Consider the following 21,958-nt stretch of genomic DNA (forward strand, 5'->3'; position numbering starts at 1 on the left):
ACCGCGTCGCGGCTTTCGCTGGCAAGCCCGCTCCCACAAGGATCGAGTCGATCATCTAACCTGTGATCAACCCAGAACCTGTGGGAGCGGGCTTGCCCGCGAAGGGGCCGTCAGCCTCAGCACAAGGCTATAGTGACCCAAAGCCCCTGAAGCCTGCCGAGCCCATCATGACCACAGAAAAACCCGAAACGCCCTCCACCGCCCCCGTCGACCACCTGCGCTTCCACCGCCCCCACGCCCACCTCAACACCACCTTCGGCAACGACACGTTCGCCTTGCGCGCTGAGGCCTTCGCGCGGTTCTTCGGCACGCCGACCTTTCTTGGCGCACAAACCCTGATCGTGCTGTTGTGGGTGTGCCTCAATGCGACAGGCATCACCACTTTCGACGTGTACCCGTTCATCTTGTTGAACCTCGCGTTCAGCCTGCAATCGGCCTACGCCGCGCCGCTGATCCTGCTGGCACAAACCCGCCAGGCCGCACGGGACAAGGCGCAATCGGACGCCGACGCGCAACACCGTGAAGCGCTGGCCGTGGCCAACACCGAGCGTCAGGCGCAAGCGGCGCACACCACCGCGCAATTGCTGGAGCTGCTGGAGCAGAACACCCAGCTCACCGAAATGACCAAGAGCCTGACTGAACGCATCGAAGGCCTGACCCGCGAACTGCATGCGCACATCTGCCAGAACCCGCAACGCTGATCACGGCAACCGCAGCGCCCGCCCAAGCTCATCGAACAGCGTGACCACCGAGCGCAACGCCCGGCAGTCCGGGCGGGTCAGCAGCCACAGCGCGGTGTCGTAGCCGTGCAACGGTTCGCTGAGGGCGTGCAAATCTTCAGTGATCAGAAAGTCCGGCAACGCTGCCACACCGAGTCCGCCGCGCACCAGTTCGGTCACCGACAGCATGCTGTTGCAGCGATAACTCGGGGTCACGCCGGGCAACTGTTGACGCCGCCAGGTGACGGTCGGGTGATCCGGCAGAAACTCGTCCGGAGCGATCCAGGTCAGCGCCGCCAAATCCGATGCATCGACGTTTTGCAGATAACGCGCGCTGGCGCAGACCCGGTAGGAAATCTTCGCCAGTTGCCGTCCGACCAGATGCTCCGGCGGTGTACGCGTCAGGCGCAGGGCGATGTCGGCGTCGCGGCGGCTGAGGTTGGCGAAATCGTTGGAGGTGCTCAGTTCGATTGTCAGCGCCGGATAGTTCGGCATGAACTGCACCAGCGCCGGCAACAGCAGACCTTGCAGCACCGAATCGGTACAGGTCAGGCGCACTGTGCCGCTGACTACTTCCCCGCCCTGTTCGACACCGATCCGCGCCGCTTCCAGTGCCTGCTCGGCGCGTTCGGCCTGCTCGGCCAGGGTCTGCGCGAGGGTGGTGGGCAGGTAACCGGCGCGGCTCTTTTCGAACAATTGCTGGCCCAGCGCTGACTCCAGACGCCGTACCGCGCGAAACACCGTCGACACGTCTACTCTGAGCAGCTGCGAAGCCCGAGCCAGAGAGCCGCCGCGCACCAACGCGAGGATCAGCGCCAGATCCGGGTAGTCGAGCCGATAGTGCATCGCTGCATTGATCACTTGGGAAAACGCCAATATTGAGTGCGTGAACGCCAATCTATAGTGAGCCCCGGTGATCGACAACTGCACACTCTCACGGTGGTGAGGGGATTCATCCCCGATGGACTGCGCAGCAGGCCTTGTTTGAAGGCCACTTCGCGCCCCGTCGGGGATAAATCCCCTCACCACAGAGGTTCACTCACTCAGATCAAGGAAATCCCATGGACGCCATTTCCATCGCCCTGATCGGCGACTACGACCCGCAAGTCACCGCCCACCAGGCGATTCCCCTCGCACTCGGGATTATCGCCGAGCAGTCCGGGCGCAATGTGCAATTTCAGTGGCTGCCCACCGAGCAGATTCTCGCCGACACTGCGCTGGATCACTTCGACGGTTTCTGGTGCGTGCCGGCCAGCCCCTACAACAGTGAGGCCGGGGCACTCAGGGCCATCCGTTTTGCCCGCGAACAACAGCGCCCGTTCCTCGGCACCTGTGGTGGTTTTCAGCATGCCGTGCTGGAGTTTTCCCGCAACGTGCTGGGCTGGGCCGATGCCGAGCATGGCGAAACATCACCGGATTCACCGCGAGCCGTGCTCGCGCCACTGACCTGTTCACTGGTGGAGGCGGTGGACAGCATTCATCTGGTCGCAGGCTCGTTGATCGCCAAAGCGTACGAAACGTCCGAGATTCATGAAGGCTATCGCTGCCGATTCGGGGTGAATCCGCAGTTCGAACAAGAATTGCTGACTCATCAGCTACGCGCCGTGGGGCACGATTCGGCGGGCGACTTGCGCGCCATCGAGTTGACCGACCATGTGTTTTTTGTCGCCACGCTGTTCCAGCCAGAACGTGCGGCGCTCAAAGGCCAGGTTCCGCCGCTGGTGCGAGCATTTGTCGAAGCGTGTGCGGAGCAACGTCCATGAAGCCGAACGAGCCTTGCTTTGCGGTGATTTTCACTTCGACCCGCACCGAGGGCGACAACGGTTATGCCGCAGCCTCCGAGCGCATGATGGAGCTGGTCAGCCAGCAACCGGGGTTTCTCGGCATTGATTCGATTCGTGGAGAAGACGGGGTCGGGATCACCATTTCGTACTGGCAGAGCGAGGCGGCGATTCTGGCCTGGCGCGAGCATCCCGAACACCGGGTGATTCAAGCGCGCGGGCGGGCGCAGTGGTATTCGAAGTTTCAGACGCGGGTGTGTCGGGTGGAGCGGGAGTATCGGTTTGGGCAGTGAGCTTGATGGCGTTCCCACTGGCCTCATCGCTGGCAAGCCAGCTCCCACAGGTACAGCGTGATCTTCAGAACAACGCAAAACCTGTGGGAGCGTGGCTTGCCCGCGAAGAGGCCAGTAGCGTCAATACAAAAACTTCAGCCCTTCACCAGACTGCGCACCGCCACAATCTCCGGCACCTCAACCTTGCTCATGTACACCCGCAACGGCTCGGTGATGTTGATCCGCTCATCGATGTTCTGATCCAGCAGCAACTGAATCAACTCGCGTTTAAGCGTCATGGTCTGCGACGTCGCTGGCGCCCAGACAAATTCGCTGGTGGGAATAATGCCGTCATCGGCCACGTCCATGCCGAACGAATCTTCGCTGAATCGCACGATGTACTGGCCGGTCTTGCGGTTGAGGCCGACAAAACCCTTGAGGTCATCGGCGGCCTGACAGATGAGTTGGGAAGTGATGCGCATGGTAAACCTCACGAAAAATCATCGATGGTTTACACGCAGGGCAACAGAATCGGCGCGCCCTCTGCCGGGGCGTCTGCCACGGGCAAGCGTACTGCAAACCGTGCCACAAAAGTGCAGGAAAAATCGCTTTTAATACGTTTATGTCGGTCTGGCGATAGCACGCAATCGATTCAGTTGTTAAAAGGTACGTCTTTGAAAATGCCCTGCGAAAGGAACTCGAACATGCCCGCCACTTTCACCAGAAGCGCCCTCATGCTGAGCCTGCTGCTCGGTCTCGGCCAGGCCCACGCAGCCCAGACGGACATCGACGCGCTGGCCGCCGCCCACGGCATCCCGCACCCGGCCGTGATCGCTCACCGTGGCGCGTCCTTCGATGCACCGGAGTCCACCGCCGCCTCCTACAAACTGGCCCGCGACCTCGGCGCCGACTACCTGGAAATGGATTTGCAGCGCAGCAAGGACGGCGTGCTGTTTGCCCTGCACGACAACAACCTGCAACGTACCACCGACGTCGCGACAAAATTCCCGGAGCGCAAGGACAGCCCGGCCACCGCCTTCACCATGGCCGAACTGAAAACCCTCGACGCCGGCAGTTGGTACAACAAGGCTTATCCGGATCGCGCGCGTCCATCCTACGCCGGGCTGAAAATCCTCACCCTCGACGAAATCATCGACATCGCCCAGGCCAATCCGAAACACAAGCCGGGCCTGTACATCGAAACCAAGGAACCGCAGCTGTTTCCGGGCATCGAGCATGACCTCAAAGCGAAGCTGCAGGATCGCGGCTGGCTGAGCCCGGCGGGTTCGAAACTGGCCAAAAGCGAGCTGGGCGTCGGCCAGGGCAAAGGCAAGGTGATCCTGCAGACCTTCGAGAAAAACAGCCTCGAACTGCTGCAGAAGGAAATGCCGCAAGTGCCGAAGATCCTGTTGCTGTGGGTCGGCGAAGGCAGCATCGAGCCGAAATCGAAGGTGACCTTTGCCGAATCCGGCGAGAAGGACAAAAACGTGTTCTACGGCAAGCAGGAGCCGAAGTCCGACGCCGAGTTCAAACAGTGGGTTGATTTCGCCAACGCTCACGGCGCCATCGGCACCGGCCCTTCGGCGAAGCTGACCAAGGGTGGCGACCAGAGCTATTCGGATCTGGTGCAACCGTGGATGAACCAGTACACCCACGATCAGGGCATGCTGGTGCACGTGTACACCGTCGATGAGCCGGTGGACTTCGAGAAAGTCATGGCGGCTGGCGTTGATGGCATCTTCACCAACCGCGCCAGCGAGCTGTTGAAGTTCTACAAGCGTCCGGCCAGTGCCAGTGTTGATCAGGTGTTGAAGAACAACGGGTTCTGATCAGCAAAACCGAGGCGCCTTCATCGCGGGCAAGCCACGCTCCCACAGGTTTTGTGTCAGGCATGGTTTGCCCGTTTTGTATTCGGGGGTTTTAAGGGTGAATTAAGTTGCGGTGGTTAACCTGAGCCCACTTCAACGAACAACCCAAGGAATGACCCGATGAAAACTTTGACTGCCCTGTTTACCGCTGCTGCCCTGACCCTCACCGCTGGCCTGGCCCAGGCCGATGTACGCGTCGACCAGATCCCGCAACTGGTGAAGGAAGGCAAGATCAAGTCGCTGGAGTCGATGAACGCCGAGGCACTGAAACTGCACCCCGGCGCAACCATCACCGACACCGACCTGGACAACCACTTCAACGGTTACGAGTACGAAGTCGAACTGAAAACCGCCGATGGCAAAGAGTTCGACGTCGATTTCGACGCCACCACCGGCAAAGTCCTGAGCAACAAGCAAGACACCTGATACACCGCCAAAGCAAAGCCGCACGATCAGCGATCGTGCGGCTTTTTTGCGTCCGTTGGCCGGCGAATCACGCGGATGCAGCCTGAAGGGATGCCAAAACCGCCATCAGACCGCTAGTATGGCGACCATCAGATAACGATTGCAGCCGAGAGCGATGGGCATGGGGCAGACAGCGGCAGCAGACATCGCGACAATCGGACGGATCAGCGCGGTTCCGGCGATCCTTCAGGTGATCCGCGAACTGACCGGCCTGCGCTTTGCCGCCGTGGCGCGGGTCACCGAGGATTCGTGGACCACCTGCGCGGTGCTCGATCAACTGGAGTTCGGTCTGCAGGTTGGCGACGAACTGGATCTGGTGACCACCCTGTGCCACGAAATCCGCCAGTCGCATGTCTCGGTGGTGATCGACAAGGCCAGCGAAGACCCGCTCTATTGCGAGCATCACACGCCGCGGATGTATCACTTCGAAAGCTACATTTCGGTGCCGGTGTTCCGTACCGATGGGCGTTTTTTCGGCACCATCTGCGCCCTCGATCCAGTCCCGGCGCAACTGAAGTCCAGCAGCATCCAGAGCACCATGGAATCGTTCGCACGGATGCTCGCGTTGCAGATCGAAGCCGAGGAAAACGCGCAGCTCACCGAAACCGCGCTGTTGCAGGAACGCGAAACCGCCGAGTTGCGCGAGCAGTTCATCGCCGTGCTCGGCCACGATTTGCGCAACCCGTTGTTCGCCATCAGCGCCGGCACCGAAATGCTCCTGCGCAAGCATCCGGATCCAGCCATCGAGGTGCGGCTGCGCAATATCCTTGGCAGTGCGCAACGGGCGACACGGCTGGTGGACGACGTACTCGATTTCGCTCGCGGGCGCCTGGGCAATGGTATTCCGGTCGCGATCCAGCCCTGCGCCGACTTGACCGACGCGGTGCAACAGGTGGTGACGGAGATCCGCAATGTGCATCCGCAGCGCACCATCCACGCTTGCATCGGCGACTTGCAGGGCGTGGCCTGCGACCGTGGCCGGATTGCCCAGTTGCTGTCGAACCTGCTGGCCAATGCCGTGACTCATGGCGACCCGGAGGGGGATATCGAAGTCATCGCCCAGGTCGAACACGGTGCGTTGATGCTGGCGGTGAAAAACCAGGGGCATATTGGCGAGGCGATCCTGCCGCACCTGTTCCAGCCCTATTCCCGCCCGATCGGCAGCACGCCCCAGGCCGGGCTCGGTCTGGGGCTGTACATCGCCAGCCAGATCGCCAAGTCCCACGGCGGACGTTTGCACGTCGAGTCCACTGCCGAGAGCGGCACGCTGTTCACCTTCAGCCTGCCCACAATCTGAGACACACCACAAATCTCCTGTGGGAGCGAGCCTGCTCGCGATAGCGGTATGTCTGACATATTCATGGTGACTGACACATCGCTATCGCGAGCAGGCTCACTCCTACAGGGGGATTGTGGGGATGTTTAGGCCGAAGTGCTGACCAACGACCCCGAGCTGCTCGACCCGGACTCCTGCAACGCCTGCAACAACGCCGCCGTCGCGGTCTGCAACGAAGCCGAAGTGCTGGAGATTTGCGACTCGGCGGAGGCCACGTCAGCCGCTTTGGCATCAGCGTCTTCCTGCTTGGCCTGAGCCGCTTGCAATGCCTGCTGTTGTTCCTGCAATTGCTTTTGCAACTCGGCGATCTGCTTGCGCAGTTCTTTCACCGAATCCGATTCATCGCTGCTGCTGGAACTGCTGTCACCCGCCGGCGCTGCGCCACCGCCGGCCGCCACTTTGCTGGTGTCGGCGCTGACGCCCGCACTGCTGGTTGCAGTGGTCGAGGTATCGTCACTGGCGTCGCTGATTTTGGTTTTGCTGGTGGTGGTGCTGACGGTCTGGTTGATCGAAACAGAGGTGATGCTGACCATGGGATGGCTCCAATGCCGGTTTTAGATAACCGGCCATCGGCGGCACTCGCACGGATTTGAGATCGACTGTGTACCGACTCGGTAACCGAACCGGTACACGTCGGCGGACGTCAGGCGCTCAGGCGCGCGGTGACTTCGTTGAGTTGCCCGGACAGGCCATGCAGGTTCTGGCTGGCGCTTTCGGTGCGCTGCACGCTGTTGAGGTTGGTACTGGCGATCGAGGTGATCTCGGTCAGGTTGCGCGAGATGTCTTCGGCCACCGAGGTCTGCTCTTCGGCGGCGGTGGCGATCTGGCGGTTCATGTCGCGGATCGCTTCCACCGCGTGGGTGATGCGCTCCAGCATCGCACCGGCCTGGGTCACTTGCTCGACGCTTTCATCGCTGCGCGCCTGACCGCTTTCGATCGCTTGCGCGGCGTCCACGGCACCGGTCTGCACGTTCTGAATGATCTGGTTGATCTCGATGATCGACTCGGCCGTACGCTGCGCAAGGTTGCGCACCTCGTCGGCGACCACCGCGAAACCGCGCCCGGCTTCACCAGCCCGCGCCGCTTCAATCGCCGCGTTGAGCGCCAGCAGGTTGGTCTGTTCGGCGATGCCGCGGATCACTTCCAGCACTTTGCCGATGCGGCCGCTGTCGCTTTCCAGACGACGAATCACTTCAGCGGTGTTGGCAATTTCGCCACGCATCTTGGTGATGGTGTGGATGGTGCCCTGCATGACCTTTTCACCCTGCTGGGCAGACTGGTCGGCATCGTCGGCAGCCCGCGCCGCATCCGCCGCATGCCGGGCGACTTCCTGGGCGGTGGCGGACATTTCGTTCATTGCCGTGGCCACCTGATCGGTGCGGTTGAACTGCTCGTTGGTGCCGCCGGCCATGGTCGTGGCGATCGCATTCAGCTCGCCGCTGGCGCTGTCCAGATCACTGGCGCTGCGTTGCAGATGAGTGAAGGTTTCGGCGAGGAAATCACGCAGGGTATTGGCCGCGGCGGCAAGGTTGCCCAACTCGTCCTGACGGTCGTTGGCGACGCGCTCGGCGAGGCGCCCACGGCTCAACTGGGTGACGTAGTCGATCAGCTTGCGGATCGGATCGATCAGGTTGCGGTTGACCAGCCACAGGCTCAGCAAACCGATCAGCAGACCGGAACCGAGCATCACCACAATCCCCAGCAGCACGGTGCTGTCAGCACTGGCGCTGATCTGCGCCGACTGTTCGGTGCCCTGCTTGCGCAGCTCGGCGACCAGTTCGCTCATCTGATCGCTGGTGGCACGGTCCACGCCTTTGACGGCGTTGTCGCCAGCGGTTGGATCACCACCGGCCGCCACGTAGGCATCGCGCCCTTTCTGGTATGCGGCGCCGAGTTGACGATGTTCGTCACGCAGGCGTTCGATGCGGCTTTTCAGCGCGGGTTCAAGGCCTTTCTGCCCGGCCAGTTCACCGAGGATGTTCTGCACATCGCGCTGACGGTCTTCGAACTGGCTCCAGTATTTGCCCAGGTCCGCCGGTTGCTTGCCGCGCAGCAAGACGTTTTTCCACTCCTGCACCTGCACCTTGAATTGCAGGTTGGCCTCGTCGATCAGTTGTGAGGTGTGCAACGGGCCGGCGATCAACTGGCTGTAGTTCTGCACGCCGTTGGACAGGTAGTGAAAGCAGGCCAGTGCGATCAACAGCATCGCCAGCAGGCTGCCGCTCAGCAGGGCGAGAATTTGCGCTCTCAGGGATTTTTGCAGCATCGCAAGATACTCAAGGACAGGGATGAGGCACGCCCGGTAAGGCGTGAAATTTTGCCGGACATCCGTGTCGGCGCGCCTTGGCTCATGGCCAAGCGCGCGCAACGTAACCTAAGCGTGATCGGCGTACCAGAGCGCTTCTTGAAGAAAATCCGACCGCCGGTAAGCCGCTGATTTGACGTCATTTTGCTGTCACACAAACGTCATGTGACATTGCGATGATCCGGCTCAGGTGAATCTGAAAACTCCGCGCCAGACGCCCTCCTCGCAGCGAGCCTCCATGAACCACAGCCTCGACCTCAGTCATCGCGATCCTGATTTGTTCGGTCTGCTTTACGGCTTCCGTTTTCGTCCCGGTGAACGTGGCCGCGAAGTCGATTCGGCGACTGCCCTGCGTTGTCTGCAAGATGACAGCGACACTGATGAGTTCCTCTGGCTGCACCTGAACCTGGCGCACGCCGCGTGCGAGCGCTGGATGAAAAGTCATCTGCAATTGCCTGAAGAGTTTTTCGAGGCGCTGCACGAAGGTTCGCGCTCGACGCGCATCGAGCACGTTGACTCGGCCTTGCTGGCGGTGGTCAACGACGTGGTGTTCAACCTCAGCAGCATGGTTTCCTCGGACGTGTCGACGCTGTGGGTCTGCGTGCGCAGCAAACTGATCGTCAGCGCACGCCTGCAACCGCTGCACTCGGTGGACAAATTGCGTTCGTCGGTGAAAGCCGGCGAATGCTTTCGCTCACCGTCGGAGCTGCTGGTGCACCTGCTGCGTGATCAGGGTGAGGTGCTGACGCAGATCGTGCGCAAGACCAGCATGAGCGTCGATCAGGTCGAGGACGAATTGCTCTCCTCGCGCCTGTCGACCAACCGCGCCGAACTCGGCGCCAACCGCCGGGTGCTGGTACGCCTGCAACGGCTGTTGGCGCTGGAGCCGGGCTCCTTGCTGCGCCTGCTCAACCGGCCGCCGCCGTGGCTGCAGAAGGAGGATGTCAAGGAGCTGCGCAAATCCACCGAGGAGTTCGCACTGATCATCAACGACCTCACTGCCTTGGGCGAGCGGATCAAACTGCTCCAGGAAGAGATCGCCGCCAACCTCAACGAACAGAGCAACCGCACACTGTTCACCCTGACCGTGGTGACGGTGCTGGCGCTGCCGATCAACATCATTGCCGGTTTTTTCGGCATGAACGTGGGGGGAGTGCCGCTGGCGACGGATCCCGAGGGCTTCTGGATATTGGTGGCGCTGGTGGCGACGTTTACCGTGATTGCCGGGCGCTGGGCGTTTCGCAAGCGTGGGGATTACTAGGGCAACACCGTCCCCTGTGGCGAGGGAGCTTGCTCCCGCTCGGCTGCGCAGCAGTCGCAAACCAGGCGAAATGGTTTCTCTGATACAGCGCGGTGAATGGTTTCAGGGGAGCTTCGCTCCCCAGCGGGAGCAGGCTCCCTCGCCACAGGGGAACTCATCTTTAGACCAGCGGTGAGCTAATCCGCCAAACACTGACCTGCCGCAGTCTCTCTGTAATATTTAGCAACGATCATGACCGACACTCCTTCCCTCGCTCAGGATTGTCCGCTCATGGCTACTCCCTCCCTGACCGCCCGCCAGACGTCCGCCCCCAGCGGCAGGCCAGCCCTCGACAAGAAAACCGGCCCGTTCACCTACGTGATCTTTTTCGCGGTGCTCGCGATGGGCATGCTGTTCACCGCTTACAGCCTGATGCACGACATGCATGAACTGGGCACCACCGTCACCACCTGGACCCCGTTCCTGCTGCTCGGCGTGGCACTGTTGATTGCGCTGGGCTTCGAGTTCGTCAACGGTTTCCACGACACCGCCAACGCGGTGGCGACGGTGATCTACACCCACTCGCTGCCGCCAAATGTGGCGGTGGTCTGGTCGGGGTTCTTCAACTTCCTTGGAGTGCTGCTGTCCAGCGGCGCGGTGGCGTTCGGCATCATCGCCCTGCTGCCGGTGGAGCTGATTCTGCAGGTCGGTTCGTCCGCCGGTTTCGCGATGATCTTCGCCCTGCTGATCGCGGCGATCCTGTGGAACCTCGGCACCTGGTGGCTGGGCCTGCCGGCCTCCTCTTCCCACACGCTGATCGGCTCGATCATCGGCGTCGGCGTGGCCAACGCCTTAATGCACGGGCGCGACGGCACCAGCGGTGTGGACTGGGCGCAGGCGACCAAGATCGGTTATGCGCTGTTGCTGTCACCGCTGGTGGGCTTCGGCTGCGCGGCGCTGTTGCTGCTGGCCATGCGCGCCTTCATCAAGAATCGCGCGCTGTACAAGGCGCCGGAAGGCAACAACCCGCCGCCGTGGTGGATTCGCGGTTTGCTGATCGCCACCTGCACCGGTGTGTCCTTCGCCCACGGCTCCAACGACGGCCAGAAAGGCATGGGTCTGATCATGCTGATTCTGGTCGGCACCCTGCCGATGGCTTACGCGTTGAACCGCACCATGCCGGCCGATCAGGCGCTGCAGTTCGCCGCTGTCGCCGAGGTCACCCAGCAAGCGCTGGTGAAAAATGCCCCGCTGCCGGCCCCGGCGGATCCGCGCCCGGTGCTGTCGGATTACGTGCGCAGCAAGCAAGCCACGCCACAACTGATCCCCGCCCTCGCCGCCCTCACCGGGCACATTGGCGAAGAGGTCAAAGGCTATGGTTCGCTGTCGAAAGTCCCCGCCGAAGCCATGGGCAACGTGCGCAACGACATGTACCTGGCCAGCGAAAGCATTCGCCTGATGGACAAGAACAAGGTCGGCAACTTCGACGCCGACACCACTGACAAACTGCAACTGTTCAAACAGCAGATCGACAACGCCACACGCTTTATTCCGTTGTGGGTGAAGATCGCCGTGGCCATCGCTCTGGGCCTCGGCACCATGGTTGGCTGGAAACGGATTGTGGTGACGGTCGGCGAGAAGATCGGCAAGACCCACCTGACCTACGCCCAGGGCGCCTCGGCGGAAACCGTGGCGATGCTGACCATCGGCGCGGCGGACATGTTCGGCTTGCCGGTGTCGACCACCCATGTGCTGTCATCGGGCGTGGCCGGGACCATGGTCGCCAATGGCGGTGGTTTGCAGATGAAGACCATCCGCAATCTGCTGATGGCGTGGGTGCTGACCTTGCCGGCGGCAATCCTGCTGTCGGGCAGCCTGTACTGGCTGTTCACCCAAATCTTCTGATCCCCACAACCCCCTGTAGGAGCTGCCGAAGGCTGCGATCTCTTGATTTTGCTTTAAAAAAACAAGATCAAAAGATCGCAGCGTGCCGCAGCTCCTACAGGGGGAGTCGGTCAGAGCGTCGAGCGGATGACCTCCCCCAACCACTCCATGAACACCCGCACCCGCAATGGCAAATGCCGCTGCCGCGCATACAGGATGGCAATGCCCATCGCCGGCGCCGTGAACTGCGGCAGCACAGTCACCAGTTCTCCGTTATCCAGATGCGGCTGCATGCCGGTGCGCGGTACCTGAATCAGACCGAAGCCGCCCAGGCAGGCCGATTCGTAAGCGTCGGTGCTGTTGACCGTGACACTGCCAGCCATCGGCAGACGCCGCACCTGACCGTCCTGTTCATACACAAACCCTTCCGAGCGTGAACCGAGCACGCCGACGTAGTGCACCAGTCGGTGCTGCGCCAGATCCTCCAGGGTCTGCGGCACGCCATAGCGTTCAAGGTACGCCGGGCTGGCGCAGTTGATCATCGGGAAGTCGCCCAGATGCCGCGCCACCACCGACTGATCCGGCTGCGCGCCGATGCGCACCACGCAATCGAAACCCTCACTGAGCAGGTCGACCCGGCGGTCGGTGCTGCTGATTTCCAGTTCCAGATTCGGGTGGCGCGCCATGAACTCCGGCAGCAGCGGCATGATCAAGCGCCGCGCGAGGATGTTCGGCATGTCGACGCGAATCCGTCCGCTCAGCGAGGCCGAATCCTGACGGAACAGTCCCTCGATCTCGTCCATGTGCGACAGCAGATCCTTGCTGCGTTCGTACAGCACCAGACCGTCCTGCGTCGCCTGTACCTTGCGCGTGGTGCGTTGCAGCAGGCGCGTGCCGAGCAGGGTTTCCAGCGCCTGCACATGCTCGGACACCGTCGAGCGCGGCAGCCCGAGGCTCTCGCCGGCGAGGGTGAAACTCGACAGTTCGCTGACCCGGACGAAGGTGCGCAGCAATTCCAGTTTGTTCATCAGGACACCCGTTGATTGTTCGGCAGAATCGATCAGTGATTCCGCTTTCAGTCTGTTTATCACCCCATGGCGGATAAATAAACTTTGCCCATCACCACTCACTGCAATCGAGGATTTCACATGAGCCGCAAAATCGCATTGATCACCGGCGCCAGCCGTGGCCTGGGCAAAAACGCCGCGCTGCACCTCGCCGCTGAAGGCGTGGACATCATCGGTACCTACAACAGCCGCGCCGATGAAGCCCAGGCGCTGGTAGCTGAACTGGAACAACGCGGCGCCAAAGCCGTGATGCTGCAACTGGATGTGGGCCGCAGCGACAGCTTTGCCGATTTCGCCACACGGGTTGAGCACGCGCTGCAGCAACTGCAGCGTCCGCGCTTCGACTTCCTGATCAACAACGCCGGGATCGGTGTGCACGCGCTGTTCGCCGAGACCACCCCGGAGCAGTTCGACCTGCTGATGAACATCCAGCTCAAAGGGCCGTTCTTCCTGACCCAGCAACTGCTGCCGCTGATCAATGACGGCGGGCGCATCATCAACATCTCCAGCGGCCTGACCCGCTTCAGCCTGCCGGGTTACGCCGCCTACGCGGCGATGAAAGGCGCGATGGAAGTGCTGACCCGCTATCAGGCCAAAGAGTTGGGCGCGCGGCAGATCGGCGTGAACATTCTGGCACCGGGCGCCATCGAGACCGATTTTGGCGGCGGTGCAGTGCGCGACAACGCCGCGTTGAACGCGATGGTCGCCAGCAACACCGCACTGGGCCGTGCCGGGCAGCCGGATGACATTGGTGGTGCGTTGTCGATGCTGCTGGCGCCGGGTGCGCAGTGGATCAACGGGCAGCGGGTTGAAGCATCCGGCGGCATGTTCCTCTAACCCAAACATTGTGGCGAGGGAGCTTGCTCCCGCTGGGGTGCGAAGCGCCCCCCAAAGCCGACCAATGCGGTCTGACAGACAGACCGCGTTTATCGGGTTTACGACTGCTGCGCAGCCGAGCGGGAGCAAGCTCCCTCGCCACAGGTTGTGTTCCAGACTTAAGCAGCACGGGCCATCAATAACCGCTCGCGCACCACGTCATAGCCCCAGTGATACACATAGGTGTACGGCAGAAAAAACAGCAGTACGCCGATGTCGAGCAAGAACGCCTGCCACAGGCTGACCGACAGCGACCAGGCAATCAGCGGCACACCCATCACGATCAACCCGCCCTCGAACAGCAGCGCATGGACCACCCGCGTCCAGGCGTTGTGCGCGATGTTCAGGCGCTTGAGCATGCGGTCGAAGAAGCCGTTGAACACCACGTTCCACGCCAGCGCCAGCAGGGCGATCAGCACGGTCACGGCGCCCATGTCGAGCAGTGGTTTGTCCATGATCCACGCCAGCAACGGTGTGCAGATAAGGATCGCCAGACACTCGAAACCGATGGCCTGGAGGATACGTTCAGTGATGGATTTGCTGGCAGTCATAGCCTGACTCCTTGAGTGAAGTGGTTGCCATGATCCATCCTCACCCCGATACTTCATAACCAATAACCATCGATCAAGGCGATAGTTCATGGCTTCGCAGGAAGTGCTGCTGGCGTTTGTTCAGGCTGCCACCCAAGGTTCGTTTTCGGCGGCGGCGCGCAAACTGGGGCGCAGTCAGTCGACTATCAGTGCGGCGGTGGCCAGCCTGGAGATCGATCTGGACCTGCTGCTGTTCGACCGCAGCAGCCGCAAACCGACCCTGACTCCGGCCGGCCATGTGATGCTGCAACGGGCCGAGGCGATTCTGGCGGCCACCAGTCGCATGGAGATGAGCGCCCGGCAACTGGCCCAAGGCGTCGAGCCGAAGCTGACCGTGGCAATTTCCGACACCTACCAGTCAGCGCGTTTTGAAGCAGCACTGGTCGATTTCGAGCAGCGTTATCCGGACCTGGAGCTGGAATGCCTGATCGCCGAATGCGACGACCTGATCGAACTGGTGCAGCGTGGCCGCGCCCATATGGCGTTTGCGGAGATGCGCGACAGCTATCCGCCGGACCTGGTGACCTCGACGGTCGCCGAGCGCACCGATATCGCGCTGTTCGTCAAACGTGACCACGTGCTGACCGGCCTCGAACAGGTCGATCAGCAGGTGCTGGAGCAGCATCGGGAGTTGCGTCTGGCAACCATCGTCAATCCCTACGACAGCCGCGGCAAAGGCCGGGTGTGGTCGGCGCCGAGTTACCTGATGTTGATGGAAATGGCGGAGATGGGTTTTGGCTGGGCGGCGTTGCCGCGCTGGCTGGTGGGGCGCTTTGGCAACGACACACTGGTGGAGTTGACCGTACGTGGCTGGCCTCGGCCGGTGTATGTCGATGCATTGTGGTCGCAGATTTATCCGCCGGGGCCGGCGGGGAGTTGGCTACTGAGCAAGATGCTGGAATAGAGCAAAAGATCGCAGCCTTCGGCAGCTCCTACAGAAGCATTCATTTCATTGCAGGAGCTGCCGCAGGCTGCGATCTTTTGATCTTCAGGCCACTGCAATTTCCACCGGCCGGTTCTCCTGAAAGTACCCCTGCAACCCACGCATCGCCGGCAACTCCAGCGCCTGCGCCGCATAACACAACCCGACCCGGCGCGTCGGTGCCGGCAAGTGCAACGCCCGCGCCACCACCCGCACATGTCCGCTGACTAGCGACTGCGGCAACATCGCCACGCCGACACCCGCCGCAACCATGTGCAACGCCTGCTGCAACGACCCCGCATGCCCGGCCAGCGCTTGCGGCGAGCGTCCGTACAACGCCATCAAGCGCTGATGCGACGGATGCTGCGGGCAGGTAATCCAGTCTTCGACCGGCGCCCACCCCGTCTGCGCCGCCGCCATTGGATGATCCAGCGGCAGCGCCATCACGTAAGGTTCTTCCCACAGCGGCAGGAACAGTTCGTCCTCGCAGCACATCTCCTCCACCGCCAGCCGTCCGTCACCGTGACAGCCCTCCTCCAGCGTCAGCAGCAGATTGGGCAAGGCCTGATGGGCCATGCGCACGAAGGCTTCGATGTGGCTGGCGGCGATATCGCCTTCGACGCCCAGCGTCAGCGCCACGCGGTTTTCGCCGCCGCGAAACATCCGGCTCAGGGCTTCGGACTCGGCGACCATGCGCCGCGCCTGCGGGTACAACAGCCGAGCCTCAGCACTGACCTCGACCCCTCGGGGTTGTCGCACGAACAGCGTCGCGCCGAGTTCGTCTTCAAGCTGCCTGATGGTCACCGACAGCGTTGGCTGACTGATGAACAAACGTTGCGCCGCGGCGGTGATGTTGCGTTCTTCGAACACCGCGAGAAAGGCTTTGAGGTGGCGGATATCCATAGTTGATTCCGATGACAGACAGAGGAATAAGGCATTTTTCAGCCGTTAACGGGCTAAATATACTGCGCCCGGCATTCAGTCATTTGATTTTCTTATTTCAGGAGTTCGACCATGGGCAAGCCATTGATCATCATCACCGGGGCCAGTTCGGGCATTGGCGAAGCGGCGGCCAGACGCTTGAGCGCTGCCGGTCATCCGCTGTTGCTGCTGGCGCGCCGGATTGAACGCCTGCAGGCACTGGAGCTGCCGAACAGCCTCAGCCGTCAGGTCGACATCACTGATCGCGCCGCCCTGCTCGCGGCAGTCGCCGAAGCCGAAGCGCAATTCGGCCCGGCCGATGCGCTGATCAACAACGCCGGCGTGATGCTGCTGGGCGCGATGAGCGAGCAGGATCCGGCGCAGTGGGAGCAGATGCTCGACGTCAACGTCAAAGGCCTGCTCAATGGCGTGCATGCCGTGGTCGCCGGTATGGTCGAGCGCAAGCACGGCACGATCATCAACGTCAGCTCGGTGGCCGGGCGCAAGACGTTCCCGAATCACGTGGCTTACGTCGGCACCAAGTTTGCGGTGCATGGTCTGTCGGAAAACCTGCGCGAAGAACTGGCGCCGCACAACGTGCGCGTCACCACCATTGCCCCGGGCGCGGTGGAAACCGAGTTGCTCAGCCACACCACCGATGAGGCGATCAAGACCGGCTACCAGGCGTGGAAGCAGGAGATGGGCGGCACGGTGTTGAGCGCCGAGGACGTGGCGGCGGCGATTGCCTATGCCTATGAGCAGCCGCAGGGCGTGTGCATTCGCGAGATCGTTCTGGCAGCGACTCGGCAGCAGGCCTGATGGTTTGCTGGTGGCTGGGCTGGCCTCTTCGCGGGCAAGCCCGCTCCCACAGGGTTCTGCGGTGGTCACAGGTTTTGTGTACACCACGGACACTGTGGGAGCGGGCTTGCCCGCGAAGGGGTCGGCACTGCCACCGAAGATTTCAGATCAATCCAATTGCGCCAGCCGCGCCTCGATAAACCGCCGCTCCGGCTCCTGCCGGGTCAGTTCCAGTGCTCGCAGGTACGCCGCCCGCGCCTGCTCCACCCGACCCAACTGCCGACAAAACTCCGCCCGTGCCGAATGCGCGAGGTGGTAATCCTGCAATTCGCCACGATCGAGAATCCCCTCGATCAGCGTCAACCCTGCCAACGCCCCATCGCGCTTGGCCACCGCCACTGCGCGGTTCAATTCAATCACCGGCGACGGCACTGCACGCAACAGCACGTCGTACAGGCCAACGATCTGCTGCCAGTCCGTATCCGCCGCTGAAGGCGCCTCGGCATGCACCGCAGCGATCGCCGCTTGCAGACAATAAGGCCCGAAGCGCCGCGTGCTCAGCGCGCGTTCGATCAGCGCGCAACCCTCGGCGATCAACCCGGCATCCCAGCGCGAGCGGTCCTGATCATCGAGCAGAATCAACTCCCCTTGTGCCGAGGTCCGCGCCGGTCGCCGCGACTCATGCAGCAGCATCAACGCCAGCAGGCCCATGACCTCCGGCTCCGGCAGCAATTCCATGAGCAAACGCCCGAGCCTGATCGCCTCGCGGGTCAGGTCTTCACGGATCAATTCAGTGCCCATCGATGCCGAATAGCCTTCGTTGAACACCAGATAAATCACCCGCAACACACTGTCGAGGCGCTCCGGCAACTCGTTCAGGCTCGGTACTTGATAAGGGATTTTCGCATCGCGAATCTTGGCCTTGGCCCGCACGATGCGCTGGGCAATCGCCGCCGGCGCCGAAAGAAACGCCCGGGCGATTTCCTCGGTGGTCAGATCGCAGACTTCCCGCAGGGTCAGCGGCACCTGCGCATCCGCCGCCAGCGCCGGGTGACAGCAGGTGAAGATCAGCCGCAGGCGGTCGTCTTCCACTTCTTCGCCACTCCAGTCGGCCTGCTCGAGTTCCTCAAGCTGTGCCAGCAACAGCGGCTGCGAGGCCTTGAAGCGGGCGCGGCGGCGCAACACATCGATGGCCTTGAAGCGCCCGGTGGACACCAGCCAGGTGCGCGGGTTGTCAGGCACGCCGTCGCGCTGCCAGCGCTCGACCGCGATGAAGAACGCCTCGTGCAAGGCTTCTTCGGCGAGGTCGAAATCGCCGAGCAGGCGAATCAGCGTCGCCAGGATCCGCCGCGAGTCTTCGCGATAGACCTGCTCGACCCGCGCCCGGACCTCAGACATTCAACTGCCGTACCGGACGCACTTCGACGCTGCCGACCCGGGCCGCCGGAATGTTACCGGCGACCTGAATCGCTTCGTTGAGATCCTTGGCATCGATCAGGTAAAACCCGGCCAGTTGCTCCTTGGTTTCAGCGAACGGGCCATCGGTGATCGACAGCTTGCCGTTGCGCATGCGCACGGTGGTCGCGGTCTGCACCGACTCCAGCGCTTCGGCCGCGACCATCCGCCCGCTGCCCTGAATCGACTCGGCGTAGGCCCAGCACTCGGCGTCTTCCGGGCTGTCGGGCGAGGTGTGCAGCAAGCGTTCGTCGCTGTAGACCAGGCATAGATACTTCATGGTTTTCTCCTGATTCGAACGGATCAACTATGGCTGAAGATCAGGGTTGTACATCGAACAGCGTGGCGCCGCTCATCGGATCGAACGGTGCCGACCAGTGCTCGTGAGCGATTTTCCAAGTCCCGCCGACCTGCCGATAGCACGCGGTGGCGCGCATCCAGCAGCTCTGGGTTTCGCCCTTGTCGTTGGTGCCGCCGCAATGCGTGACCCAATGGGCGAAGGCGAGGTTATCGGCGGTCTCGATGGCGATCTCGTGAAACTCGAAAACGTGCGGGCCGGAACACATTTCCATGCAGGCTTCCCAATGTGCACGGTAAGCCGCTTTGCCCTTGAATTGCAGGGCCTTGATCGCATCGAAGGAGACGATGTCGTCGGTGTACAACGTCATGACCTTGTCGACGTTCTTGGTCATCACCGCGTCGCGGTAGGTGTTGATCAGGGCCTGGATTTCAGTCTGTGCGCTCATGGTGTTCTCCGTGGTTTTTGTTGTGAAGACACCCTTAGTCGTTCGGCCATCGAGCCAATCGACAGTCGAAACAAAAAATTTCCGCCGAACACAAAATCGCTAGAATCCGAGGCTCATCTTTGTAGGAAAAAGGAAATTCCCGTGTCAGCCCAACTCGTGCCGTACGACAGCCTGAACGCCTTGCAGCGTCAGCAGGTCGAGGCGATTGAGATCCATCCCGAGCAGATCAAATTCTCCGGCGACATTCACGGTGCGCTGCACACGCTGCTGTCCAGACCCAGCCCCGGCGTGAAGGGCTTCGCACTGCTGGCCGATCAGGTGCCGGTGGCTTTTCTGCTGCTCAAGCGCCCACCGGTATTACCGACCTGGGCCGATGAACACAGCGCCACCCTGCACGCCTTGCAGGTCGATCACCGGGCGCAGGGCAAGGGTTACGGCAAGGCCTGCCTGCAAGCGTTGCCCGAGGTGGCGCGTGAAGCATGGCCGGAAATCAAAGGGCTGGAACTGTCGGTGGACGCTGATAACGACGCGGCGATCGCGCTGTACGCCAGATACGGTTTCGTCGACAGCGGCGAAGCGTACAAGGGCCGGATCGGTTACGAGCGGCGCATGGGACTGTTTTTCTGAAATCATCGAGGGAGAGAAGATGATCGATTCAATCGAAGCACTGGAAGCTATTTACGGCCTGCCCCACGAGCGCGCGGTGCGCAAGCAGATCGGTTTTCTCAACGAGGATTATCAGGCGATGGTACGGGTCTCGCCGCTGGTGATCGTCAGCTCGGTGGGCGCCGACGGCCTGGATAATTCACCCCGTGGCGATGCGCCGGGGTTCGTGCGGATCATCGACCGCAACACCCTGGCCCTGCCGGATCGCCCGGGCAACAACCGCATCGATACCCTGCGCAATGTGCTGCACGATCCTCGGGTGTCGCTGCTGTTCATCATTCCGGGTATAGGCGAGACCTTGCGGGTCAATGGCACCGCGACCATCAGCGCCGATCCTGAGCTGCTGGAAAGCTTTGCGGTGAACGGCAAACCGGCGAAAACGGTGTTGCTGGTGACGGTGCAGGCGGCGTTTTTCCACTGCTCGAAAGCCTTTGTGCGCTCTGACGCCTGGAACCCGGAAACCCACCTGCCGCGCTCGGCCCTGCCCTCTGCCGGCGCGTTTCACAAGCGCCTGAACGACGGGCAGTTCGATGCCGAGACCTACGATCGTGAAGCACCAAAACGGGTAATCGACACCCTCTACTAAACGGGGAATTGCAAACACCGCTAGAACCTGTGGGAGCTGGCTTGCCAGCGATGGCGTCGGCACATCAAACATTGCTGTCGACTGACCCACCGCTATCGCTGGCAAGCCAGCTCCCACAGGTTATGTGTGATGTCTTACAAAGTGAGGATCATCTCGTGCCACGCCATACCGCCGTGATCCGACTCCGACGGTTTGATGTAGGCAAAGCCAAACCCGGCATACAGTGGAATATGCTGTTCCTTGCACATCAGATGAATCGTCGCTTTATCCAGCCCGCGCATGCGCTCGATGAACTCGGCCATCAAGCGTTTGGCCAGGCCCTGGCCCTGGTAGTCCGGGTGCACCACCACCGACATGATCACCACGTTCGGCCCTTGCGGGTCGTGGCCGATCAGTTCCTTGAACGCCTCGTCCGACATCTGCACCTCAAACGCCGCGCCCGAGTTGATGAAGCCGGCGACCACACCGCCCACCTCGGCGACGATGAAGCCGTCCGGCCAGGTGGCGATGCGCGTGGCGATCTTCTCGCGGGTGGCGGCTTCATCGCCTTCGTAGGCCACGGTTTCGATGGCGTAGCAGCGGTCCAGGTCGGCGGCGGTGACGTTGCGGATGACGGTGTTCATGGCAGCTCGGAAATCAGCAGAAGAAAGTGCCGAAAGCATAAAGGAATAAGGCATGCATATCGATCTGCGCGGGCGGCGTAAAGCTTGCGTATAAGCGCTTTTCTTCGGGTTCGGGGCGGGCTATTTCTCAGGGGTGTCTCTGATCACCCTTGGGGGGGAAACCGCTTATGAGCAGCGTTGAAATCGGCCTGTTGATGGTGTTGGGCATCAGTACGTTCGGCTTTATCACCTTGGGCATCGACCTGTTGCGGGCGCGACGGGTGTCCAAGGGCAAGCGCGGTTGAACGGCATGAGGCGGATCAGTGATCCGCCTCATGTTTTGTTGACTCAGGCCTTGGTATCGACCGGCACGCAGATTTCCAGTTTGCCGGTGTGCAGTCGCGGATTGAAATCGGCGCTGTAGCGTTCCAGCTCCGGGGCATTCAGTTCCACGTAGTGGGAGGTCGGCAGCCAGGTCTTGTAGATGTATTGCAGGGTCTGCGGCAGTTGATCGAGCGGTCCCTTGTGCTCGAACACGGCGTATTGCCGGGGCAGCACTTCGACCCACTGGTAGACCTTCTGGTCCAGGTCATCGAGCTTGCTGATTTCCACCCCGGCGATGTAATCGAAGCCACCCTGGCCGTCGAAATTGCTGCAGACGCCGTAGGTCACTTCGTTCTTCTGTCCCTGAATCTTTCCCAGATGCGGCAAGAACTTTTCCCACAGTGCGGGGATGTCCTTGGCAGTGTCCTGGGTAAATCGACCACGAAAACCTGCAATCAGCAGGAAGTGTCCATGTTCGAAGCGAGGTTCAGCCACTTCGACGCGTTTTTGCTCATCCATGACTCGACTCCTGGAA

25 protein-coding genes and 1 pseudogene are annotated in these 21,958 nt (G+C 61.6%); 13 read left to right on the forward strand and 13 right to left on the reverse strand.

Annotated elements, in window-relative coordinates:
* The first annotated feature begins 167 nt into the window (after nt 1-167).
* Nucleotides 168-701 (forward strand): DUF1003 domain-containing protein, encoded by a 534-nt coding sequence (locus ACIP8I_RS19340; protein ID WP_400763088.1) that lies wholly within the window; start codon nt 168-170, stop codon nt 699-701.
* Here ACIP8I_RS19340 and ACIP8I_RS19345 read toward each other — a convergent pair whose 3' ends face one another.
* Nucleotides 702-1,643 (reverse strand): LysR family transcriptional regulator, encoded by a 942-nt coding sequence (locus ACIP8I_RS19345; protein ID WP_400763154.1) that lies wholly within the window; start codon nt 1,641-1,643, stop codon nt 702-704. It lies immediately after the preceding gene.
* A 137-nt stretch (nt 1,644-1,780) separates the two neighbouring features.
* Between ACIP8I_RS19345 and ACIP8I_RS19350 the strand changes: the two genes are divergently transcribed.
* Entirely contained in the window at nt 1,781-2,482 is a 702-nt protein-coding gene (locus ACIP8I_RS19350; RefSeq protein WP_400763090.1) for a CTP synthase, read from the forward strand.
* Nucleotides 2,479-2,793 carry an antibiotic biosynthesis monooxygenase gene (locus ACIP8I_RS19355; RefSeq protein WP_027612609.1) on the forward strand — a complete coding sequence of 105 codons (315 nt, stop codon included), beginning with the start codon at nt 2,479-2,481 and terminating at the stop codon, nt 2,791-2,793. The genes ACIP8I_RS19350 and ACIP8I_RS19355 overlap by 4 nt, the downstream gene beginning before the upstream one ends.
* Nucleotides 2,794-2,927: 134 nt before the next feature.
* Here the strand turns inward: ACIP8I_RS19355 and ACIP8I_RS19360 are convergent, their stop codons facing one another.
* Nucleotides 2,928-3,254, reverse strand: coding sequence for a DUF2025 family protein (locus ACIP8I_RS19360; protein ID WP_367085454.1), 327 nt, complete (start codon nt 3,252-3,254; stop codon nt 2,928-2,930).
* Nucleotides 3,255-3,476: 222 nt separating this feature from the next.
* Here ACIP8I_RS19360 and ACIP8I_RS19365 point away from each other — a divergent pair, with 222 nt between their 5' ends.
* The 3 genes from ACIP8I_RS19365 (at nt 3,477) to ACIP8I_RS19375 (ending at nt 6,402) form a co-directional block, all read left to right on the forward strand.
* A complete protein-coding gene (locus ACIP8I_RS19365; RefSeq protein ID WP_400763093.1) occupies nt 3,477-4,601 on the forward strand; it encodes a glycerophosphodiester phosphodiesterase in 1,125 nt (374 codons plus the stop codon).
* 159 nt (nt 4,602-4,760) lie between these two features.
* Complete coding sequence (locus ACIP8I_RS19370) at nt 4,761-5,066, forward strand: PepSY domain-containing protein (protein ID WP_007963131.1); 306 nt, start codon at nt 4,761-4,763, stop codon at nt 5,064-5,066.
* Between the two features lie 160 nt (nt 5,067-5,226).
* Nucleotides 5,227-6,402, forward strand: a complete 1,176-nt coding sequence (locus ACIP8I_RS19375) for an ATP-binding protein (protein ID WP_400763095.1) — start codon at nt 5,227-5,229, stop codon at nt 6,400-6,402.
* A 125-nt stretch (nt 6,403-6,527) separates the two neighbouring features.
* On the opposite strand, the gene ACIP8I_RS19380 is transcribed toward ACIP8I_RS19375, so the two are convergent.
* From ACIP8I_RS19380 to ACIP8I_RS19390, 3 genes and pseudogenes are all read right to left on the reverse strand, one after another.
* A complete protein-coding gene (locus ACIP8I_RS19380; protein ID WP_400763097.1) occupies nt 6,528-6,974 on the reverse strand; it encodes a hypothetical protein in 447 nt (148 codons plus the stop codon).
* Nucleotides 6,975-7,084: 110 nt separating this feature from the next.
* Entirely contained in the window at nt 7,085-7,852 is a 768-nt protein-coding gene (locus ACIP8I_RS19385; protein ID WP_371921119.1) for a methyl-accepting chemotaxis protein, read from the reverse strand.
* A 165-nt stretch (nt 7,853-8,017) separates the two neighbouring features.
* Nucleotides 8,018-8,707, reverse strand: a pseudogene (locus ACIP8I_RS19390) (methyl-accepting chemotaxis protein); the annotation flags it as partial.
* 277 nt (nt 8,708-8,984) lie between these two features.
* Between ACIP8I_RS19390 and ACIP8I_RS19395 the strand changes: the two are divergent.
* Both ACIP8I_RS19395 and ACIP8I_RS19400 read left to right on the forward strand, forming a co-directional pair.
* Nucleotides 8,985-10,007 carry a transporter gene (locus ACIP8I_RS19395; protein WP_007963136.1) on the forward strand — a complete coding sequence of 341 codons (1,023 nt, stop codon included), beginning with the start codon at nt 8,985-8,987 and terminating at the stop codon, nt 10,005-10,007.
* Nucleotides 10,008-10,277: 270 nt separating this feature from the next.
* Nucleotides 10,278-11,891 (forward strand): inorganic phosphate transporter, encoded by a 1,614-nt coding sequence (locus ACIP8I_RS19400; protein WP_400763099.1) that lies wholly within the window; start codon nt 10,278-10,280, stop codon nt 11,889-11,891.
* A gap of 110 nt (nt 11,892-12,001) precedes the next feature.
* Here ACIP8I_RS19400 and ACIP8I_RS19405 read toward each other — a convergent pair whose 3' ends face one another.
* Nucleotides 12,002-12,898 (reverse strand): LysR family transcriptional regulator, encoded by an 897-nt coding sequence (locus tag ACIP8I_RS19405; RefSeq protein ID WP_400763101.1) that lies wholly within the window; start codon nt 12,896-12,898, stop codon nt 12,002-12,004.
* A gap of 120 nt (nt 12,899-13,018) precedes the next feature.
* Here ACIP8I_RS19405 and ACIP8I_RS19410 point away from each other — a divergent pair, with 120 nt between their 5' ends.
* On the forward strand, nt 13,019-13,774 hold the full coding sequence (locus ACIP8I_RS19410; RefSeq protein WP_400763103.1) for an SDR family NAD(P)-dependent oxidoreductase: 756 nt from the start codon (nt 13,019-13,021) through the stop codon (nt 13,772-13,774).
* Between the two features lie 158 nt (nt 13,775-13,932).
* Here ACIP8I_RS19410 and ACIP8I_RS19415 read toward each other — a convergent pair whose 3' ends face one another.
* Nucleotides 13,933-14,364 (reverse strand): multidrug/biocide efflux PACE transporter, encoded by a 432-nt coding sequence (locus ACIP8I_RS19415; RefSeq protein WP_400763105.1) that lies wholly within the window; start codon nt 14,362-14,364, stop codon nt 13,933-13,935.
* An 88-nt stretch (nt 14,365-14,452) separates the two neighbouring features.
* Here ACIP8I_RS19415 and ACIP8I_RS19420 point away from each other — a divergent pair, with 88 nt between their 5' ends.
* Nucleotides 14,453-15,307, forward strand: a complete 855-nt coding sequence (locus tag ACIP8I_RS19420; RefSeq protein WP_400763107.1) for a LysR family transcriptional regulator — start codon at nt 14,453-14,455, stop codon at nt 15,305-15,307.
* Nucleotides 15,308-15,391: 84 nt separating this feature from the next.
* On the opposite strand, the gene ACIP8I_RS19425 is transcribed toward ACIP8I_RS19420, so the two are convergent.
* Nucleotides 15,392-16,228 carry a LysR family transcriptional regulator gene (locus ACIP8I_RS19425; protein WP_400763109.1) on the reverse strand — a complete coding sequence of 279 codons (837 nt, stop codon included), beginning with the start codon at nt 16,226-16,228 and terminating at the stop codon, nt 15,392-15,394.
* Between the two features lie 111 nt (nt 16,229-16,339).
* On the opposite strand from ACIP8I_RS19425, the gene ACIP8I_RS19430 reads away from it, so the two are divergent.
* Nucleotides 16,340-17,065 carry an SDR family oxidoreductase gene (locus ACIP8I_RS19430; protein WP_400763111.1) on the forward strand — a complete coding sequence of 242 codons (726 nt, stop codon included), beginning with the start codon at nt 16,340-16,342 and terminating at the stop codon, nt 17,063-17,065.
* A 147-nt stretch (nt 17,066-17,212) separates the two neighbouring features.
* Here ACIP8I_RS19430 and ACIP8I_RS19435 read toward each other — a convergent pair whose 3' ends face one another.
* From ACIP8I_RS19435 to ACIP8I_RS19445, 3 genes are read right to left on the reverse strand one after another with little or no spacing between them, the layout of a single operon-like run.
* Complete coding sequence (locus ACIP8I_RS19435) at nt 17,213-18,442, reverse strand: RNA polymerase sigma factor (RefSeq protein ID WP_400763113.1); 1,230 nt, start codon at nt 18,440-18,442, stop codon at nt 17,213-17,215.
* The gene (locus ACIP8I_RS19440) at nt 18,435-18,779 is read right to left on the reverse strand and encodes a YciI family protein (protein WP_007969364.1); all 345 of its coding nucleotides are present in this window, start codon (nt 18,777-18,779) and stop codon (nt 18,435-18,437) included. Before ACIP8I_RS19440 ends, ACIP8I_RS19435 begins: the two co-directional genes overlap by 8 nt.
* A 40-nt stretch (nt 18,780-18,819) precedes the next feature.
* Nucleotides 18,820-19,245: a YybH family protein gene (locus ACIP8I_RS19445; RefSeq protein WP_400763115.1), complete on the reverse strand. Its 426-nt coding sequence runs from the start codon at nt 19,243-19,245 to the stop codon at nt 18,820-18,822.
* A gap of 141 nt (nt 19,246-19,386) precedes the next feature.
* Here ACIP8I_RS19445 and ACIP8I_RS19450 point away from each other — a divergent pair, with 141 nt between their 5' ends.
* Nucleotides 19,387-19,872, forward strand: coding sequence for a GNAT family N-acetyltransferase (locus ACIP8I_RS19450; protein ID WP_400763117.1), 486 nt, complete (start codon nt 19,387-19,389; stop codon nt 19,870-19,872).
* A 19-nt stretch (nt 19,873-19,891) separates the two neighbouring features.
* The gene (locus tag ACIP8I_RS19455; protein ID WP_400763119.1) at nt 19,892-20,497 is read left to right on the forward strand and encodes a pyridoxamine 5'-phosphate oxidase family protein; all 606 of its coding nucleotides are present in this window, start codon (nt 19,892-19,894) and stop codon (nt 20,495-20,497) included.
* A 134-nt stretch (nt 20,498-20,631) separates the two neighbouring features.
* Here ACIP8I_RS19455 and ACIP8I_RS19460 read toward each other — a convergent pair whose 3' ends face one another.
* Together ACIP8I_RS19460 and ACIP8I_RS19465 are read right to left on the reverse strand one after the other, a co-directional pair.
* Entirely contained in the window at nt 20,632-21,120 is a 489-nt protein-coding gene (locus ACIP8I_RS19460; protein ID WP_400763121.1) for a GNAT family N-acetyltransferase, read from the reverse strand.
* 327 nt (nt 21,121-21,447) lie between these two features.
* Complete coding sequence (locus tag ACIP8I_RS19465) at nt 21,448-21,942, reverse strand: GyrI-like domain-containing protein (RefSeq protein WP_007969356.1); 495 nt, start codon at nt 21,940-21,942, stop codon at nt 21,448-21,450.
* Nucleotides 21,943-21,958 lie beyond the last annotated feature (16 nt).

The organism is Pseudomonas sp. NPDC088414, from assembly GCF_044753325.1.
Lineage (GTDB): Bacteria > Pseudomonadota > Gammaproteobacteria > Pseudomonadales > Pseudomonadaceae > Aquipseudomonas.

Bases quoted from the DNA above. Each gene is read 5' to 3' on its own strand.
- ACIP8I_RS19440 (WP_007969364.1), bottom strand. From the start codon at position 18,779: ATGAAGTATCTATGCCTGGTCTACAGCGACGAACGCTTGCTGCACACC.
- ACIP8I_RS19430 (WP_400763111.1), top strand. From the start codon at position 16,340: ATGGGCAAGCCATTGATCATCATCACCGGGGCCAGTTCGGGCATTGGC.
- ACIP8I_RS19395 (WP_007963136.1), top strand. From the start codon at position 8,985: ATGAACCACAGCCTCGACCTCAGTCATCGCGATCCTGATTTGTTCGGT.
- ACIP8I_RS19380 (WP_400763097.1), bottom strand. From the start codon at position 6,974: ATGGTCAGCATCACCTCTGTTTCGATCAACCAGACCGTCAGCACCACC.
- ACIP8I_RS19340 (WP_400763088.1), top strand. From the start codon at position 168: ATGACCACAGAAAAACCCGAAACGCCCTCCACCGCCCCCGTCGACCAC.
- ACIP8I_RS19365 (WP_400763093.1), top strand. From the start codon at position 3,477: ATGCCCGCCACTTTCACCAGAAGCGCCCTCATGCTGAGCCTGCTGCTC.
- ACIP8I_RS19455 (WP_400763119.1), top strand. From the start codon at position 19,892: ATGATCGATTCAATCGAAGCACTGGAAGCTATTTACGGCCTGCCCCAC.
- ACIP8I_RS19435 (WP_400763113.1), bottom strand. From the start codon at position 18,442: ATGTCTGAGGTCCGGGCGCGGGTCGAGCAGGTCTATCGCGAAGACTCG.
- ACIP8I_RS19375 (WP_400763095.1), top strand. From the start codon at position 5,227: ATGGGGCAGACAGCGGCAGCAGACATCGCGACAATCGGACGGATCAGC.
- ACIP8I_RS19465 (WP_007969356.1), bottom strand. From the start codon at position 21,942: ATGGATGAGCAAAAACGCGTCGAAGTGGCTGAACCTCGCTTCGAACAT.
- ACIP8I_RS19370 (WP_007963131.1), top strand. From the start codon at position 4,761: ATGAAAACTTTGACTGCCCTGTTTACCGCTGCTGCCCTGACCCTCACC.
- ACIP8I_RS19425 (WP_400763109.1), bottom strand. From the start codon at position 16,228: ATGGATATCCGCCACCTCAAAGCCTTTCTCGCGGTGTTCGAAGAACGC.
- ACIP8I_RS19415 (WP_400763105.1), bottom strand. From the start codon at position 14,364: ATGACTGCCAGCAAATCCATCACTGAACGTATCCTCCAGGCCATCGGT.
- ACIP8I_RS19350 (WP_400763090.1), top strand. From the start codon at position 1,781: ATGGACGCCATTTCCATCGCCCTGATCGGCGACTACGACCCGCAAGTC.
- ACIP8I_RS19400 (WP_400763099.1), top strand. From the start codon at position 10,278: ATGGCTACTCCCTCCCTGACCGCCCGCCAGACGTCCGCCCCCAGCGGC.
- ACIP8I_RS19410 (WP_400763103.1), top strand. From the start codon at position 13,019: ATGAGCCGCAAAATCGCATTGATCACCGGCGCCAGCCGTGGCCTGGGC.
- ACIP8I_RS19360 (WP_367085454.1), bottom strand. From the start codon at position 3,254: ATGCGCATCACTTCCCAACTCATCTGTCAGGCCGCCGATGACCTCAAG.
- ACIP8I_RS19420 (WP_400763107.1), top strand. From the start codon at position 14,453: ATGGCTTCGCAGGAAGTGCTGCTGGCGTTTGTTCAGGCTGCCACCCAA.
- ACIP8I_RS19445 (WP_400763115.1), bottom strand. From the start codon at position 19,245: ATGAGCGCACAGACTGAAATCCAGGCCCTGATCAACACCTACCGCGAC.
- ACIP8I_RS19355 (WP_027612609.1), top strand. From the start codon at position 2,479: ATGAAGCCGAACGAGCCTTGCTTTGCGGTGATTTTCACTTCGACCCGC.
- ACIP8I_RS19460 (WP_400763121.1), bottom strand. From the start codon at position 21,120: ATGAACACCGTCATCCGCAACGTCACCGCCGCCGACCTGGACCGCTGC.
- ACIP8I_RS19385 (WP_371921119.1), bottom strand. From the start codon at position 7,852: ATGGCCGGCGGCACCAACGAGCAGTTCAACCGCACCGATCAGGTGGCC.
- ACIP8I_RS19405 (WP_400763101.1), bottom strand. From the start codon at position 12,898: ATGAACAAACTGGAATTGCTGCGCACCTTCGTCCGGGTCAGCGAACTG.